This is a genomic window from Azospirillum doebereinerae, assembly GCF_003989665.1.
Taxonomy (GTDB): Bacteria; Pseudomonadota; Alphaproteobacteria; order Azospirillales; family Azospirillaceae; genus Azospirillum; species Azospirillum doebereinerae.
Genome location: NZ_RZIJ01000008.1, coordinates 82,347 through 97,688, shown reverse-complemented (window position 1 = coordinate 97,688; position 15,342 = coordinate 82,347). Strand labels below are relative to the sequence as shown.

The window sequence follows — 15,342 nt, the reverse complement described above, 5'->3', positions numbered from 1 at the left end:
ACTCCTCAGACTTTCAAATTGCGTTTGTTGACGCGGCGGGCGATCCAGTCGCCCGTCGATTGCACGAGCTGCACCAGCACGATCAGCACCACGACCACCGCCAGCATCACCTCCGGCAGGAAGCGCTGGTAGCCGTAGCGGATGCCGAGATCGCCCAGCCCCCCGCCGCCGACCGCGCCGACCATGGCGGAATAGCCGATCAGGCTGACCGCCGACAGGGTCAGGCCCATGGCGATGGCCGGCATGGCTTCGGGCAGCAGCACCTTGCGGACGATCTGGAAGGGCGTAGCCCCCATCGCCTGCGCCGCCTCGATCAGGCCGCGGTCCACCTCGCGGATGGCGTTCTCGACCACCCGCGCGATGAAGGGCGCCGCCGCGACGGTCAGCGGCACGATGGCGGCGCTGGTCCCGATGGAGGTGCCGGCGACCAGCCGGGTGAAGGGAATGATCGCCACCACCAGGATGATGAAGGGGGTGGAGCGCGTCATGTTGACGACCGCCCCGATGATCCGGTTGAAGGTGAGGTTCTGCAACAGCTCGCCCCGCCCGGTGACGGCCAGCAGCACGCCCAGCGGCAGCCCGATCAGCGTTCCGATGGCGCCCGACACCGCCACCATGTGCAGCGTGTCGATCAGCCCCTTGATCAGCAGGTCAATGATTTGCGGGGACATGGCCCAGAACCTCGACGCCCAGATGGTTGCTCTTCAGGAATTCGACCGCCGAGGCGACCTTGGCCTCGTCGCCCAGCGCCTCGACCACCAGCGTGCCGAAGGGCGCGCCCTGGATCTCGTCGACCTGCCCGTGCCAGATGTTCAGGTCCAGCCCAAGATCCCGGCTGATGGCGCTGATGACCGGGCTGGTCGCCTTCTCGCCGGTGAAGGTGATGCGCAGCACCGGGTTGGTGCCGGGCTGCGGCGCCGGGGACAGGCGCTCCTTCAAGCTGTCCGGCATGCCCCGGTTGATGACCGGGTCGACGAAGCTGCGGGTCGTCGGGTGGGCCGGGTGGGCGAAGATGCCGAAGACCGGCCCCTGCTCGATGACGCGCCCGCCCTCCATCACCGCCACCTTGTGGCAGATCTCCTTGATGACGCCGATCTCGTGCGTGATCAGCACGATGGTCAGCCCCAGCCGCCGGTTGATGTCGGCCAGCAGATGCAGGATCTGCGTCGTCGTCTCGGGGTCGAGCGCGGAGGTCGCCTCGTCCGACAGCAGCACCTTGGGCTTGCTGGCCAGCGCGCGGGCGATGCCGACGCGCTGCTTCTGCCCGCCCGACAGCTCCGCCGGGTAGCGGTCGCGCTTGTCGGACAGCCCGACGAGGTCGAGCAGCGGCTCCACCGCCGTGCGGATTTCGGCCTTGGGCACCCCCGCCAGTTCCAGCGGCAGCGCGACGTTGTCGAACACGGTGCGCGAGGACAGCAGGTTGAAGTGCTGGAAGATCATGCCGATGGAATGGCGCGCCTGCCGCAGTTCGGCGGCGGACAGGCCGGTCATCTCGACCCCGTCCACGGTCACGCTGCCGGTGGTCGGCTTTTCCAGCAGGTTGATGGTGCGCAGCAGGGTGGACTTGCCGGCGCCGGAGCGGCCGATGATGCCGAAGATCTCGCCGCGACCGATGGTGAGGTCGATGTCGGCCAGGGCCTGGACCGGAACGCCCGAACCGCGGGCGGGGAAGGTCTTCTGAAGATTTGTTAGCGTTATCATCTTTTGATCGGCGAAAGGGGGAGGCACGCCTCCCCCAGCCCCATTACCACGTCGGGATGATGGTGCCGTTGAAGCGCGTCTGGATAAACTGCCGCACTTCGGGCGAACGATACAGCGCGATGAAGCGCTTGATCGCCGGATCCTCGGCGCGGTCCTTGCGGACGGCCCAGACCAAGTGCCATTTCGACTGGTCGTCCTCCAGCACCAGGGCCTTGGTCGGCTCCAGCCCGGCGAGCACGGCGTAGTTCAGCGTGATGACCGAGGCGTCCACGTCGTCCAGCGAGCGCGGCAGCTGGGCGGCGTCCAGCTCGACGAACTTGACGTTCTTCGGGTTGCTGGCGATGTCGGCGATGGTGGTGGAGATGCCGGCGTCCGGCTTCAGGCCGATCAGCCCGGCCTTGGCCAGCAGGAACAGCGCGCGGGCGGCGTTGGTCGGGTCGTTGGGGATCGACACGGTGGCGCCGGACTTCAGCTCGTCGAGCTTCTGGACCTTCTTGGCGTAGATGCCCATGGGCACGACGACGCTCTTGGCGACTGACACGATGTCGTAGTTGCGCTGCTTGATCTGGTTGTCCAGGAAGGGCTGGTGCTGGAAGTTGTTGGCGTCGATGCTGCCGTCCTGGAGCGCCGCGTTCAGCATGTTCCAGTCGGTGAACTCGATCACCTTGGCCTCGATGCCTTCCTTGGCGGCGAGCTTGGAGGTGAATTCGAGGATCTCGCCGTAGGGGCCGGCGGAGACGCCGAGCTTCAGCGGGTCGGCGAAAGCGGCGGTGGCGGCGGAGAAAAGCCCGGCGGCCAGGACCACCGACGTCAGGAAACGCTTCACGGCAGACGTCCTTCGTTCTTCTTGGGGATGGTATAGCGGATCGTGTGGATCGGTGAAAACCGGGATTCAGCGGCGGCGGGTGTCGGGCAGCCGGCTGTAATGCTGGTGCGCGGCGCGCTGGGCCTGCCCGACGTTGCGGAAGGTCCGGCGGTCGAGGTCGCGGAACGCCCAGTCGGACACGAAGAAGGTGAAGCCGCCGCGCTCGGCGACGACGATGCCGGCGGAGCGACCCTGGACTTCGATGGCGTAGGCGGTGTTGGCGTGGGACATGGAAAAACACTCCTCTCGGCCCACGGCGATCCGCTCATGCTCTTCTGAGTCATGGGGTCAGCGGCGCGGGCGATGTCTCTCTGCGGTCGGCGATGGGAACGGCGCTGGGGTTCAGCGGCGACACATTCGGACGGGAGAGCGGCGACAGGAGTGCCGGAGATCGGGAGGGGCGTCGATTCGCTGGGTCATTCCGGTCTCTCCTTCATCAGGTCCACGACCGGTATCGTGGCGCTTTAGCGTTTGGTGACGCGGCGCAAGCTGCTGGGTTCAAATTGCCGCGGGAGCCCGCCATCGGGCGTCCGATGACACTTATCTATTCGATAGGTCGGGATAGTGTCAACGTGCTTTTTTCGTGGAAAGTGTGGAATGTGATATTAAACAAAAAAATCTTGTTTTTTATCCACTTTCCAGGGCGGAAAAGCGCCACCCTCACCACAGAGGTGACGCGCGCGTGGAATGTGCTATCTATCCCGTCTGCGGTTCACCCGAGGAGAGTGTTTTGTCCGCCGATACCAGCGCACCGGGGACTCCGGCGAATTCGGCCCCGGCCCCAACACCGGCCGATGACCAGTTGGTGCTGGCCTTGCCCAAGGGCCGGATCCTGAAGGAACTGCGCCCGCTGCTGTCGCACGCCGGGATCGAGCCCGAGCCGGCCTTCGACGACGACAACAGCCGTCTTCTGCGCTTTGCCACCAACGTGCCGAATCTCAGCATCATCCGCGTCCGCTCCTTCGACGTGGCGACCTTCGTCGCCTTCGGCGCGGCGCATCTGGGCGTCGCCGGCAACGACGTGCTGATGGAGTTCGACTACCCCGAGATCTACGCGCCGCTCGATCTGGGCATCGGCAAATGCCGCCTGTCGGTCGCCGAGCCGGTGGAACTGGGGGAGAGCGACGATCCGTCGCGGTGGAGCCACGTCCGCGTCGCGACAAAATACCCCGAGGTGACCAAGCGGCATTTCGCCGCGCGCGGAGTCCAGGCCGAATGCGTCAAGCTGAACGGCGCGATGGAGCTGGCGCCGACGCTGGGCCTGTGCCGCCGCATCGTCGATCTGGTCTCCACCGGCTCGACGCTGAAGGCCAACGGGCTGGTCGAGGTGGAGCACATCGCCGACGTGACCTCGCGCCTCATCGTCAACCGCGCCGCCTTCAAGACGCGGCCGGACGAGATTTCACAGTGGATCGACCGCATGCGGGAGGCGACCGATGCCCGTCAGGCTTGACATCCGGGACGCCGGCTTCGCGGACGACTTCGAAAAGCTGCTCCACGCCAAGCGCGAGGCCAGCGAGGACGTGCAGACGCTGGTCGCCGGGGTGATCGGGGAGGTCAAGGCGCGCGGCGACGCGGCGCTGATCGACTTCACCGCCCGCTGGGACCGCCAGACGCTGACGCCCGAGACCCTGCGGATCGCGCCGGAGGAAATCGACGCCGCCACCGCCAAGTGCAGCCCTGAAACGCTGGAGGCGCTCGACCTCGCCGCCGCGCGGATCGAGGACTTCCACCGCCGGCAGGTGCCGGAAGTGGTGGACTACCGCGACGCCCAGGGCGTGCGGCTGGGCGCCCGCTGGACGCCGGTGGGCGCGGTCGGGCTCTACGTGCCGGGCGGCACCGCCTCCTACCCGTCCTCGGTGCTGATGAACGCCCTGCCCGCCAAGGTCGCGGGCGTGGAGCGCATCGTCATGGTGGTGCCGACGCCGGACGGGGTCATCAACCCGCTGGTTCTGGCCGCCGCCAAGCGCTGCGGCATCACCGAGCTGTACCGCGTCGGCGGCGCCCAGGCGGTCGCGGCGCTGGCCCACGGCACGGCGACGATCCGCCCGGTGGACAAGATCGTCGGCCCCGGCAACGCCTTCGTCGCCGCCGCCAAGCGGCAGGTCTACGGGCTGGTCGGCATCGACAGCATCGCCGGCCCCTCGGAGATCCTGGTGGTCGCCGACGCCGCGAACGACCCGGCCTGGATCGCCATGGACCTGCTCTCGCAGGCCGAGCACGACACGTCCGCCCAGTCTATCCTGATCACCGACGACGCCGATTTCGCCGACGCGGTGGCCGCCGCCGTGGACAAGCATCTGGAAACCCTGCCGCGAACCGCCATCGCCGGTGAGAGCTGGCGCAAGCACGGCGCCATCGTCCTGGTGGGCGATCTGTCGGCCGACGCCCCCGCACTGGTCGACCGGCTGGCGCCCGAGCATCTGGAGCTGGCCGTCGCCGACCCCGACGCGCTGGCGGCGAAAATCCGCAACGCCGGAGCCATCTTCCTCGGCCGCTACACGCCCGAAGCCATCGGCGATTACGTCGCCGGGCCGAACCACGTGCTGCCGACGGCGCGCAGCGCGCGCTTCTCGTCGGGGCTCAACGTGCTGGACTTCATGAAGCGGACGACCTTCGTCGGCTGCGACGCCGACAGCCTGCGCGCCATCGGCCCGGCGGCGGTGACGCTGGCCCGCGCCGAGGGGCTGGATGCCCACGCCCTGTCGGTGGCCCTGCGCCTGCCCGGCGGAGACCACTTACCCAAGGGAGGGCGGGCGTGACCGCGAAAAGCAACCGCCGCATCACCCACGTCGCGCTCGACGAGCGCACCGTCGTCCGCCGCAAACCGGAGGTCGAGCACGAGCGCGCCGTCGCCATCTTCGACCTGCTGGAAGACAACGAGTTCTGCCCCTGCGACCACCCGGACGCCGGCCCCTTCCACCTCCACCTGTCCATCGAGGACAACCGGCTGCTGCTGGACCTTCGGCGCGAGGACGACAGCGAGTTGGACAAGATCGCCCTTCCGGTCACCGGCTTCCGGTCGATCGTGAAGGACTATTTCCTGATCTGCGAAAGCTACTACGCGGCGATCAAGCGCTCGACGCCGTCGCAGATCGAGGCCATCGACATGGGCCGGCGCGGCCTGCACAACGAGGGGTCGGAGATGCTGCGGGAACGGCTGGCCGGCAAGATCGACATGGATCTCCAGACCGCGCGCCGGCTGTTCACCCTGATCTGCGTTCTCCACATTCGCGGCTGAGGGGGGCGGACGGCGCATGGTCATGCCGATGGCCCCGGCCTTCCAGACCCTTCCGGTCACCAGCGTGCTGTTCGCCTGCACCTACAACATGATCCGTTCGCCGATGGCGGCGGCGATGATGCGGCATTTCCACGGCTCGCGCGTCTACGTCGATTCGGTCGGCGTGCGCGAGGGGGACGAGGTCGACCCCTTCGCCGTCGCGGTGATGGAGGAGATGGGCATCGACCTGTCCAAGCACCGCTGCCGCACCTTCGAGGATCTGGAAGACACCAACTTCGACCTGATCGTCTCGCTGTCGCCCGAGGCCCAGCACCGCGCCATCGAGATGACGCGCACCATGGCCTGCGACGTGGAGTTCTGGAACACCTTCGACCCGACCCTGGTCGACGGGTCGCGCGACGCGATGCTGGACGCCTACCGGCAGGTCCGGGACAGCCTGCTCGTGAAACTGAAGCAACGCTTCCCGCTGTCGCGCGGCCCCTCCATCTGACACGCGCGACCGGCGCGGCGCCTTGGGACATTTTCAACCCATTGCGCCCGGCCGGTTTCCAGAACGGCGTTCCCGGTGCTATTGAGCTGTGTCATGGAGGCGCGACATGCCGCATCCTAAGGTCGGCCCGAATTCAAGGCCGGCCTGACGCCGTTCCACCAACCCGCCGCGACGGAGAGCCGCCTGACCATGCCCGCCGCCGGTCCGCTGTCCCGCCTGCTCCGCGCCGCCAACCCGCGCAGCCTGCGCGTGCGCCTGATGGGCGTCGTGTTGGCGTCGCTGGCCCTGCCGCTGCTGGGCGCGCTGTACCTGTTCGACCAGCAGCTCGAAGACCGCCTCGACGCCGCCCGCGAACTGGCGGTCCATCTGGCCGAGGACGGAACGGAGCGGCAGCGCGACCTGATCGGCGAGGCGCGGAACCTGCTGGGCGTGCTGTCGCTGGTGCCGGCGCTGCGCGACGCGACCTTCGCGGACACCGATTCCTGCGTCGCCACCCTGGCCCCGATGCCGCGCCAGCACCGCTGGACCACCGGCGTCTGGCTGACCGACGCCGAGGGCCGGATCATCTGCGACACCAGCGGGCCCGGCGGCGGCATCAGCCTGCACGAGCGCGAGTATTTCCAGCGCGCCCTCGACACCAAAGGTCCGGTGGTCAGCGACTTCATCATCGGCAAGCGCTCGCTCAAGCCGCTGATCATCGTCGCCGCCCCGATCATGGAGAACGGCGTGGTCCGGCGCGTGATCGGCGTCGCCGTGGACCTGACCTGGCTGACCGACCTCGTGAAGGTGCTCAAACAGCCCGACGCGCGCGTCCTGGTGCTCGACCGCGACGGCGTCATCGTCGCCCGCCAGCCGGACCCCGAGGGCTGGCTGAACCGCAACATCGCCGACCAGCCCTACATCCGGCAGATGCTGACGCAGCGCAACGGCACGATCGACGGGGTCAGCGCCGATGGGCGGAACCGGCTGTGGGCCTTCCAGCATTCGCCCGAGACCGGCACCATCTTCGCCGTCGGCATGCCGACCGAGCCGATCATGAGCGAGGCGCGGCGCGACCTGCTCCAGGGGCTGGGGCTGCTGGGCGCCGCCGGTCTGGTCAGCGTCGCCGCGCTGTGGGCGCTGCTGCGCGCCTCGGTGCTGCGCTGGGTCTGGGAGCTGTCGGGCGCCGCCAAGCGGATCGGGGCCGGCGGCGGCGGCACCGTCATCGAGGCCGACCGCGCCCCCCATGAGTTCGCCATCGTCTCCCACGCCTTCAACGACATGTCCCGCCGCCTGCAACAGCGCGAGCAGGAGCTGCGCGGCGCGATGGAGGAGGCGCGGGCCGGCAGCCGCGCCAAGGAGGAGTTCCTGGCGACCATGAGCCATGAGATTCGCACGCCCATGAACGGGGTGATCGGATTCGCGGAGATGCTGCTGGAGACCCCGCTGACCGCCGAGCAGCGCCGCTACGCCTCGCAGGTGCGCGAGGCCGGGCGGTCGCTGCTGACCGTCATCAACGACGTGCTGGACCTCTCCAAGCTGGAGGCCGAGCGGGTGGATCTGGTCAGCGTGCCGTTCCGGCTCGACGATCTGGCCGACCGCTGCGTCGCCATCGTCCGCCTGACCGCCGAGCAGAAGGGTCTGGAGTTGCAGACCACCATTTCCACGACGGCGCGCGGCTTCGTCATGGGCGACCCGGACCGGGTGCGGCAGATCCTGCTGAACCTGCTGGGCAACGCGGTGAAGTTCACCGACCGCGGCTCCGTCCGGCTCAGCGTGAAGGCGGCGGACAACGGCCAGGGCTGCCGGCGCTGCACCTTCACCGTGACCGACACCGGCATCGGCATCCCGGCGGAGCGTCAGGCCGACCTGTTCCAGCGCTTCAGCCAGGTGGATCGCGGGCGCGGCGGCACCGGTCTGGGGCTGGCGATCTGCCGACGGCTGGTGGAGCTGATGGGGGGCGAGATCGGGGTGGAGAGCGTGGCGGGCGCCGGCAGCAGCTTCTGGTTCGCGTTGCCGCTGCTGCCCGCCGGCAGCGCCGCGATCCAGCCGGAAAGCGCCGCCCCCTCCCGGATCGAGCCGAGCGGCCCCGGCGTCCGCGTGCTGCTGGCCGAGGATCTGGCGATGAACCGCGACCTCGCGGTGACCATGCTGACCAAGGCCGGGCACCGGGTCGATGCGGTGGAGGACGGCGCCGCCGCCGTCGTGGCGGTGCAGGAGACCATCTACGACATCGTGCTGATGGACGTGCAGATGCCGGTGATGGACGGGCTGGAGGCCGCCCGCGCCATCCGCGCCCTGCCCGGCCCCGCCGCCCGCGTGCCGATCCTGGCCTTGTCGGCCGGCGTGCTGGCGGTGGAGGTCGAGCGCTGCCTGCAAGCGGGCATGAACGCCCATCTGCCCAAGCCCCTGGACAAGGCGAAACTGCTGGCCGCCATCGCCCACTGGGCGACTCCGCTGAACCAGGACGCGGTTCTGGAGATCGACCCGCCGTCGGACTCGCACTTCCTCACCCACGGCTGACGAGTCGGTGCTATACTGGTCCGTCCGCGGCCGCCGTCGGGTGGCCGCTGTGTCGATCGTGCCCGGTGGTTCATGAAGGTTGCGCAGCCCCCCCTCGCCCCCATTCCGGAGCGGAAGCCCGATCCGCCCCCGGCCAACCCGGCCGCCGATGGCGACGACGCGTCCTTTCTCGACGTCATGGCGCGGTCGCAACCCCTGCCGCGCGGCCGCCTCGCCAACGGGCAGAAGGCGCCGGGCGTGCCCGACGCCAAGCCCGAGCCGCCGATGCAGCTCGCCGACGGCACGCTGGTGCCGCTGCCCGACCGCAAGCCGTCCGCGCCCCAGGCCGCGCCGCAGGGCAGGATGGGGCGCGCCACCGCCCTTGCGACCGCCGACAACCCCACCGCCGCGCGGGTCACGCTGGCCTCCCAGCAGGTCGCCGGGCTGTCGGGCCACAGCTTCACCGCCATCCTGGCGCAGGCGACCCAGGAAAGCGGCCTGAACACCGCCGCGAAGAATTCCAACAGTTCCGCCGCCGGCCCCTTCCAGTTCCTGGAGAGCACGTGGCTCGACCTGTTCCGCCGCCACGGCGCCGCCTACGGCCAGGGCGAACTGGCCAGCCAGATCCAGAGCAAGGGCGGCGTCTCCTCGGTCAAGGACCCGGCGGTGCGCCGGAAGATCCTCGACCTGCGCCACGACGTGGACGTGTCGGCCGGCATGGCCGCCCGCTACCTGTCGGAGGGCCGGGAGCGGCTGGAGAAGCGGCTGGGCCGTCCGGCCAGCGAATCCGAAAGCCGAATCGCTTACGTCATGGGCGTCGGCGGGGCCGCGAAACTGATCCGCGCCGCCGAATCGGCCCCCCAGACCGTCGCGGCGGAGCTGCTGCCGAGCGCCGCCAAGGCAAACCACAATCTGTTTCACGACCGCGCGTCGGGCCGGGCGCTGGGCGCCGGAGAGACGGTGGCGCGGCTGACCCGGCGCATGGAAATCGACCAGAGGGAGATGTTCGCCGCCATCTCGAAGGCCTCGGAACCGTTGCAAAGGCTGGACGGCGGGAACCAATCGCCGCTCAGCCCGTTCCGCACGGTGGGTGTGTCCGACGAGCAATCCGGTGACCCGGCCGACAACGATCCGGCGAACGCGCAGGGCTGACCCGCATCGCAAAGCTGCGACCGAACGCACCGGGAATGGGAATCCCCCTTGACCCGGCGGCTTCGGAAGGCCAGTTATTGCCGCGAAACTTTACGCACGGACTAAAGGTCATATGGCAAAAGAAGATCTGATCGAGTTCTCGGGGTCCGTCGTCGAATTGCTTCCGAACGCGATGTTCCGGGTCAAGCTCGACAACGATCACGAGGTCCTCGCGCACACCTCCGGGAAAATGCGCAAGAACCGGATCCGGGTTCTGGCGGGCGACCGCGTCAACGTTGAGATGACGCCGTACGACCTGACCAAGGGCCGGATCACCTTCCGGTTCAAGTAATTCCCACCCGACGACGCCGTCCCGCGTGATGAGCATGCCCAAGGCGCCCCGGCTGGTCCTGGCTTCGGCCTCGCCCCGCCGGCTCGACCTGTTGCGCCAGATCGGCATCGTGCCCGACGCGGTGGATCCGGCCGATCTCGACGAAACTCCACTGCCGCGCGAATTGCCGCCCCAGCACGCCTTGCGCCTTGCCGGGGAAAAGGCGGCCTGCGTCGCCGCGCGGCATCCCGATTCCTGGATCCTCGCCGCCGACACCGTGGTGGCCTGCGGCCGCCGAATCCTGCCCAAGGCCGAACAGGACGGCGAGGCGCGGAAATGCCTGGCCCTGCTGTCGGGCCGACGGCACCGGGTGTACGGCGGCGTGGTCCTTCTGGTCCCCGACGCCGAGGGCGGCCACCGCCGCCTGGAGCGTCTGGTCCGCACCGACGTGACCTTCAAGGCCCTGTCCGATCCGGAGACGCGGGATTACCTCGCCTCGGGCGAATGGCGGGGCAAGGCCGGCGGTTACGCCATCCAGGGCCGGGCCGCCGCCCTGATCCGCTGGATCGGCGGCTCCTACAGCAACGTGGTCGGCCTGCCGCTGCACGAGGTGGCCGGGCTGCTGCACGGTTCCGGCTTCCCTCCGTCGTGAGCGGGGCCGGCCCCCTCATCGAAATCCTCATCGACCGCGACGGCCCGCTGACGCGGGCGGCGGTGGTGAGCGACGGGCGCCTGACCGACCTCCACATCGACCACGCCGACCACCCCTCGCTGCTCGGCCGGATGTTCCTGGGCCGGGTCGAGCGGATCGTCACCGCCATGGACGCGGCCTTCGTCGATCTCGGCGAGGGCCTGTCCGGCTTCCTGGCCGCCGCCGACGTGCGGCGCGCGGACGGAAAGCCCAAACAGGGCAACGACCGGATCGGCACCCTGCTGCGAACCGGCCAGCCCGTCCTCGTCCAGGTGAAGGCCGACCCGGTCGGCGCCAAGGGTCCCTCCCTGACGATGGACGTGACCCTGCCCGGCCGCTTCCTGATCCACGCCCCCTTCGGCCGCGACATCGCGGTGTCCAAGCGCTTGGGCGCCGGTCCGGCGCGGGCCGAGTTGACCAAGCGGATTCAAAGCCTCGTCACCGGCTCCGGCTGGATCGTCCGGGCGGGCGCGGCCCAAGCCGGCGACGACCGGCTGGCCGCCGAATCCGAAGCCCTGCATCTGGCGTGGCGCGGCATCCGCGACGCCGCCGCCAGCGCGCCGGTGCCGTCCCTGCTGTATTCCGGCGCCGATGCGACGGCCCGGCTCCTGACCGAGCTGGGCGGCACCGTCCCGGCCCGCATCCTCGTGGACGGTCCGGACCTCGCCAAGCCCCTGTCCGCGTGGTGCGCCGACCGGACGCCCGACCTGCTGCCGCTGATCGAGCAGCACAAGGACCCGCGCCGCCTCTTCGACCTGCGCGACCTCGACGGCGCCATCGCCGAATTGCTCGGCACGCGGGTTGCCCTGCCCCGTGGCGGGTCGCTGGTGATCGAGCCGACCGAGGCGCTGACCGTCGTCGACGTGAACGCCGGGGAGCGCGGCAACCCGCTTGAGGTCAACCTCGAAGCGGCGGCGGAGATCGCCCGGCAGCTGCGCCTGCGCAACGTCGGCGGGATCGTCGTGGTCGATTTCGTCAACATGCGCGCGCGGAGCGATGCCGAGCGCGTCCTGAACGCCCTGACCGAGGCGGTCGAGTCCGATCCGGTGCAGACCCAGGTCTACGGCATGTCCAAGCTGGGGCTGGTCGAGGTCACCCGCGCCCGCCGGGGCTCGCCGCTCTCGGCCCTGCTGCGCGTGGCCCATCGTCCCTGACCAGAGCCGCTCAGCGCTCCACCGCCAGATAGATCAGGTAGCGCCCGTAGGCCAACAGCAGCTTGTTGTATTCGTTGACCAGCAGGTTGGCGGTGCCCGGCCATTTCCACCAGTCGGCCAGATGCACCGTGGGCGCCACCACCGGGTGCGGCACCAGTTCCACCTCCGGCATCGCCATGCCCAGCTCCAGCAGGCTGCGGCGGATGTGGTAGTTGGCGGTCACCACCCGCAGCGAGCGGAACCCCTGGTCGCGCATCCAGTCCGCGGTCTCGTAGGCGTTGCCGATGGTGCTGTCGGCGGAATAGCCCAGCGCGATGCAGCACTCCATCTCCGTCGGCGCGCGGCGGGACAGCTTCAGCAGCTCCTGCACATCGACCCCGTCGTAGACGCCCGAGACGAACAGCTTGCGCGCCCGCCCGGCGGCCAGCAGTTCCAGACCGGTGCCCAGGCGGTTGCTGCCGCCGGTCAGCACGACGATGGCGTCGGTCGCCCGGTTCGCCACCGGGTCGGCCGGGTTGGGACCGACGCGCGGCACCCCGGCGGCGAACCAGACCAGCCCCAGCCCCCAGGCCACCGCCACCAGCAGCGCCGCCACCAGCAGCCGGCCGATAACCCGCGTCACGGCAGCGACCCCAGCGTGCGCAGCACCGTCCAGCGCGCCGTCGCCATCGCCAGCAGCACCGCCGCCATCGGCACCAGCCCCAGCGCCGCCCACTGCCAGGGCGCCAGCGTCAGGTCGGGCAGCAGGCTGGCGCGCAGCCCGCTGGAGACGTGCAGGATTCCCCCCAGCACCGCCACCGCCAGCGCCAGCCCGGCCAAGCCACCGCGCAAGCTCAACCCCGCCACATGCGTCTCGAACTGCCGCGAGACGTAGCGGTCGGTCGCCCCCATCAGATGCAGCAACTCCACCACGTTCCGGTGGATCGCCAGCCCGGTCCGCACCGAGAACACCACCGACATCACCCCAGCCCCGCCGATCAGCGCCACCACGCCCAGCGCCGCCAGATGGACGGCGCCGGTGAAGGCGCGGAGATCGGCCAGCCAGACCGCATGGTCGTCCAACGTCGCGCCGGGCGCCGCCGATTTCAGCCGCAGCGTCAGCCCGGCCACGTCGACCGGCCCGTCGGTGGCGACGTCGATCAGGCGCGGCATCGGCAGCAGCGGGTCCGCCGCCTCCGGCCCCAGCCAGGGCTCCAGCAGCCGCGCGGTGTCCGACGCGGTCAGCGCGGTCGCCGACTTCACGCCAGGGGCGGAGCGCAGCACGGTCAGCGCCGCCTCGACCCGTTCGTCGAGCGGCGGCGCGCCGGCGGCGCCCGGCAACGGCGCGATCTGCACCGTCAGCCCGCCGGCCAGCCCGCTGTCCCAGCGCCGCGCCATGTCGGACACCACCATCGCCCCGGCCAGCGCCAGCGCCGCCAGGAACACCATCAGCGCCGTGATCCAGGCGAGGAAGCGCGAGGACGGATCCCGCGCCAGCGGCAGGTCGGAGGGCCGCCCCCCGAAGAACAGCGCCATGCCCTAGCCCCACTTCGCGTTGCGGGCCGGCATGACGTGCAGCCGCCCGTTGTCGAGGTGCAGGCGCGGGTGGTCGAAGCGGCGGATCAACGCCTCGTTGTGGGTGGCAATGACGACGGTGGTGCCCAGCTTGTGCAGTTCCTCGAACAGATAGAGCAGCCGCATGCCGATGCCGTCGTCGACGTTGCCGGTCGGCTCGTCGGCCAGCAGCAGGCGCGGCCGGTTGATGACCGATCGGGCGATGGCGACGCGCTGCTGCTGCCCGCCCGACAGGGTCGATGGCTTGGCGTGCAGGTGGTTTCCCAGCCCCACCCAACGCAGGATCTCGGTGCAATGGGCGACCGCGTCGGCGTCGGGCGTGCCGCCCATGCGCAGCGGCAGCCCGACGTTGTCGAGCGCCGACAGGTGGTCGAGCAGCGCGAAATCCTGAAAGACGACGCCGATCTGGCGGCGCATCTCCGGCAGCTCGGCGCGGGTGACCCGCGCCATGTCGCGGCCGAACAGGGTGATCAGGCCGCGCGAGGGGCGGTGCGCCAGATACATCAGCTTGAGCAGCGACGATTTCCCCGCCCCGCTCGCCCCCGTCATGAAATGGAAGGAGCCGGGTTGAAGCGTGAAGCTGATGTCGCGCAGCACCTCCGATTCGGTGCCGTAGCGCAGTCCGACGTTTTCGAAACGGATCACGGTCCCACCAAAGCCTGGCCCTCAGCAACGGCAACCGACAATGCACCGGGGCGCGGCCCGGAGTCCACAGGCGACACCCGCGACACGCGACCGCTCTTGAGAAGCCCGACGAATCCTGACAAGTTGCCGGCCATGATCTGGCTCCGGTCCCTCGCCTTCAACATCGCGTTCCATGTGTGGACCGCGCTGATGTGTTTCGCCCTGCTGTGGATGCTGCTGCTGCCGCGCCCACAAATGGTCGCCGTCGTCATCTGGTATCTGCGCAGCGTCGGCTGGCTGGAACGGGTGCTCGCCGGCATCACCTACGAGGTTCGCGGGCGGGAGAACCTGCCCGCGGGCTCCTTCCTGCTGGCGGCCAAGCACCAGTCGGCGTGGGAGACGATGAAGCTCCACCTGTTGGTGGACGACCCGGCGATCATCCTGAAGCGCGAGCTGATGTGGATCCCGATCTGGGGCTGGTACGCGGCGAAGGCCAAGATGATCCCGGTCGACCGGGGGGCCGGCGGCGCGGCGATCAAGTCGCTGATCCGCAACTCCCGCCCGGTGCGCGACGAGGGCCGCCCCATCGTGATCTTCCCGCAGGGCACGCGGGTCGCGCCCGGCACCTACAAGCCCTACCGGATCGGCGTCGGCGTGCTCTACGAGAGCCTGAAGATTCCCATCGTGCCGATGGCGCTGAACGCCGGGGTCTACTGGCCGCGCCAGAGCTTCCTCAAGCGTCCCGGCACCATCGTGGTCGAGTTCCTGCCGCCGATCCCGCCGGGTCTCCCGCGCGCGGACGCGATGCGCGAGCTGGAAGACCGCCTGGAAGCCGCCAGCGACCGCTTGGTGACCGCCGCCGGCGGCCCGGCGACGCTCAAGCCGGTGGCCGATCCCGTTGCCGCCGTTCCGGCGCCCGCCACCGTCGCCCCTGCGCCCACAAGCCCTCTCCCCCCCGGGGAGAGGGTTGGGTGAGGGGGACCCACGGCGACCGGCAAGCATCGGCAGCAACCCCGCGTTTTCTCCCGACCTGACGGTCTCCACCCCGGCCGCCACCGCGCACATCCCTGCAACTTGCT

17 protein-coding genes are annotated in these 15,342 nt (G+C 69.7%); 10 read left to right on the top strand and 7 right to left on the bottom strand.

The annotated features are described in order from the left end of the window. Positions 1–5: 5 nt before the first annotated feature. The 4 genes from EJ913_RS12130 to EJ913_RS12115 form a co-directional block, all read right to left on the bottom strand. Positions 6–671, bottom strand: a complete 666-nt coding sequence (locus EJ913_RS12130; RefSeq protein WP_126998125.1) for a methionine ABC transporter permease — start codon at positions 669–671, stop codon at positions 6–8. Continuing rightward, positions 652–1,701, bottom strand: a complete 1,050-nt coding sequence (locus EJ913_RS12125) for a methionine ABC transporter ATP-binding protein (protein ID WP_126998123.1) — start codon at positions 1,699–1,701, stop codon at positions 652–654. The genes EJ913_RS12130 and EJ913_RS12125 overlap by 20 nt, the downstream gene beginning before the upstream one ends. 43 nt (positions 1,702–1,744) lie before the next feature. Beyond that, positions 1,745–2,527 (bottom strand): MetQ/NlpA family ABC transporter substrate-binding protein, encoded by a 783-nt coding sequence (locus tag EJ913_RS12120; protein ID WP_126998121.1) that lies wholly within the window; start codon positions 2,525–2,527, stop codon positions 1,745–1,747. Positions 2,528–2,593: 66 nt separating this feature from the next. Further along, a complete protein-coding gene (locus tag EJ913_RS12115; RefSeq protein WP_126998119.1) occupies positions 2,594–2,797 on the bottom strand; it encodes a hypothetical protein in 204 nt (67 codons plus the stop codon). 499 nt (positions 2,798–3,296) lie between these two features. On the opposite strand from EJ913_RS12115, the gene hisG reads away from it, so the two are divergent. From hisG to EJ913_RS12070, 9 genes are all read left to right on the top strand, one after another. Then, positions 3,297–4,019, top strand: a complete 723-nt coding sequence (hisG, locus tag EJ913_RS12110) for an ATP phosphoribosyltransferase (RefSeq protein WP_425321110.1) — start codon at positions 3,297–3,299, stop codon at positions 4,017–4,019. Next, positions 4,003–5,328, top strand: a complete 1,326-nt coding sequence (gene hisD, locus EJ913_RS12105) for a histidinol dehydrogenase (protein ID WP_126998117.1) — start codon at positions 4,003–4,005, stop codon at positions 5,326–5,328. The genes hisG and hisD overlap by 17 nt, the downstream gene beginning before the upstream one ends. Continuing rightward, on the top strand, positions 5,325–5,807 hold the full coding sequence (locus EJ913_RS12100; RefSeq protein WP_126998115.1) for a UPF0262 family protein: 483 nt from the start codon (positions 5,325–5,327) through the stop codon (positions 5,805–5,807). The genes hisD and EJ913_RS12100 overlap by 4 nt, the downstream gene beginning before the upstream one ends. 16 nt (positions 5,808–5,823) lie before the next feature. Next, positions 5,824–6,297 (top strand): arsenate-mycothiol transferase ArsC, encoded by a 474-nt coding sequence (locus EJ913_RS12095; RefSeq protein ID WP_238521312.1) that lies wholly within the window; start codon positions 5,824–5,826, stop codon positions 6,295–6,297. A 189-nt stretch (positions 6,298–6,486) separates the two neighbouring features. Continuing rightward, a complete protein-coding gene (locus EJ913_RS12090) occupies positions 6,487–8,799 on the top strand; it encodes a hybrid sensor histidine kinase/response regulator (RefSeq protein WP_126998113.1) in 2,313 nt (770 codons plus the stop codon). Between the two features lie 72 nt (positions 8,800–8,871). After that, positions 8,872–9,930, top strand: coding sequence for a lysozyme family protein (locus EJ913_RS12085; protein ID WP_238521313.1), 1,059 nt, complete (start codon positions 8,872–8,874; stop codon positions 9,928–9,930). Positions 9,931–10,042: 112 nt separating this feature from the next. Next, positions 10,043–10,261 carry a translation initiation factor IF-1 gene (gene infA / locus EJ913_RS12080; protein ID WP_126998111.1) on the top strand — a complete coding sequence of 73 codons (219 nt, stop codon included), beginning with the start codon at positions 10,043–10,045 and terminating at the stop codon, positions 10,259–10,261. A 28-nt stretch (positions 10,262–10,289) separates the two neighbouring features. Beyond that, positions 10,290–10,892 (top strand): Maf family protein, encoded by a 603-nt coding sequence (locus EJ913_RS12075; protein ID WP_126998109.1) that lies wholly within the window; start codon positions 10,290–10,292, stop codon positions 10,890–10,892. Beyond that, positions 10,889–12,085: a ribonuclease E/G gene (locus EJ913_RS12070; protein ID WP_126998107.1), complete on the top strand. Its 1,197-nt coding sequence runs from the start codon at positions 10,889–10,891 to the stop codon at positions 12,083–12,085. Before EJ913_RS12075 ends, EJ913_RS12070 begins: the two co-directional genes overlap by 4 nt. 10 nt (positions 12,086–12,095) lie before the next feature. On the opposite strand, the gene EJ913_RS12065 is transcribed toward EJ913_RS12070, so the two are convergent. Genes EJ913_RS12065 through ftsE form a run of 3 tightly spaced genes read right to left on the bottom strand, consistent with a single transcriptional unit; the run spans position 12,096 to position 14,284 of the window. Beyond that, a complete protein-coding gene (locus tag EJ913_RS12065; RefSeq protein WP_280531376.1) occupies positions 12,096–12,707 on the bottom strand; it encodes a YdcF family protein in 612 nt (203 codons plus the stop codon). Then, positions 12,704–13,600, bottom strand: coding sequence for a cell division protein FtsX (locus EJ913_RS12060; protein WP_126998105.1), 897 nt, complete (start codon positions 13,598–13,600; stop codon positions 12,704–12,706). The genes EJ913_RS12065 and EJ913_RS12060 overlap by 4 nt, the downstream gene beginning before the upstream one ends. A gap of 3 nt (positions 13,601–13,603) precedes the next feature. Next, positions 13,604–14,284, bottom strand: coding sequence for a cell division ATP-binding protein FtsE (gene ftsE, locus EJ913_RS12055; RefSeq protein ID WP_126998103.1), 681 nt, complete (start codon positions 14,282–14,284; stop codon positions 13,604–13,606). Positions 14,285–14,416: 132 nt separating this feature from the next. Here ftsE and EJ913_RS12050 point away from each other — a divergent pair, with 132 nt between their 5' ends. Then, positions 14,417–15,238 (top strand): lysophospholipid acyltransferase family protein, encoded by an 822-nt coding sequence (locus EJ913_RS12050; protein WP_126998101.1) that lies wholly within the window; start codon positions 14,417–14,419, stop codon positions 15,236–15,238. Positions 15,239–15,342 lie beyond the last annotated feature (104 nt).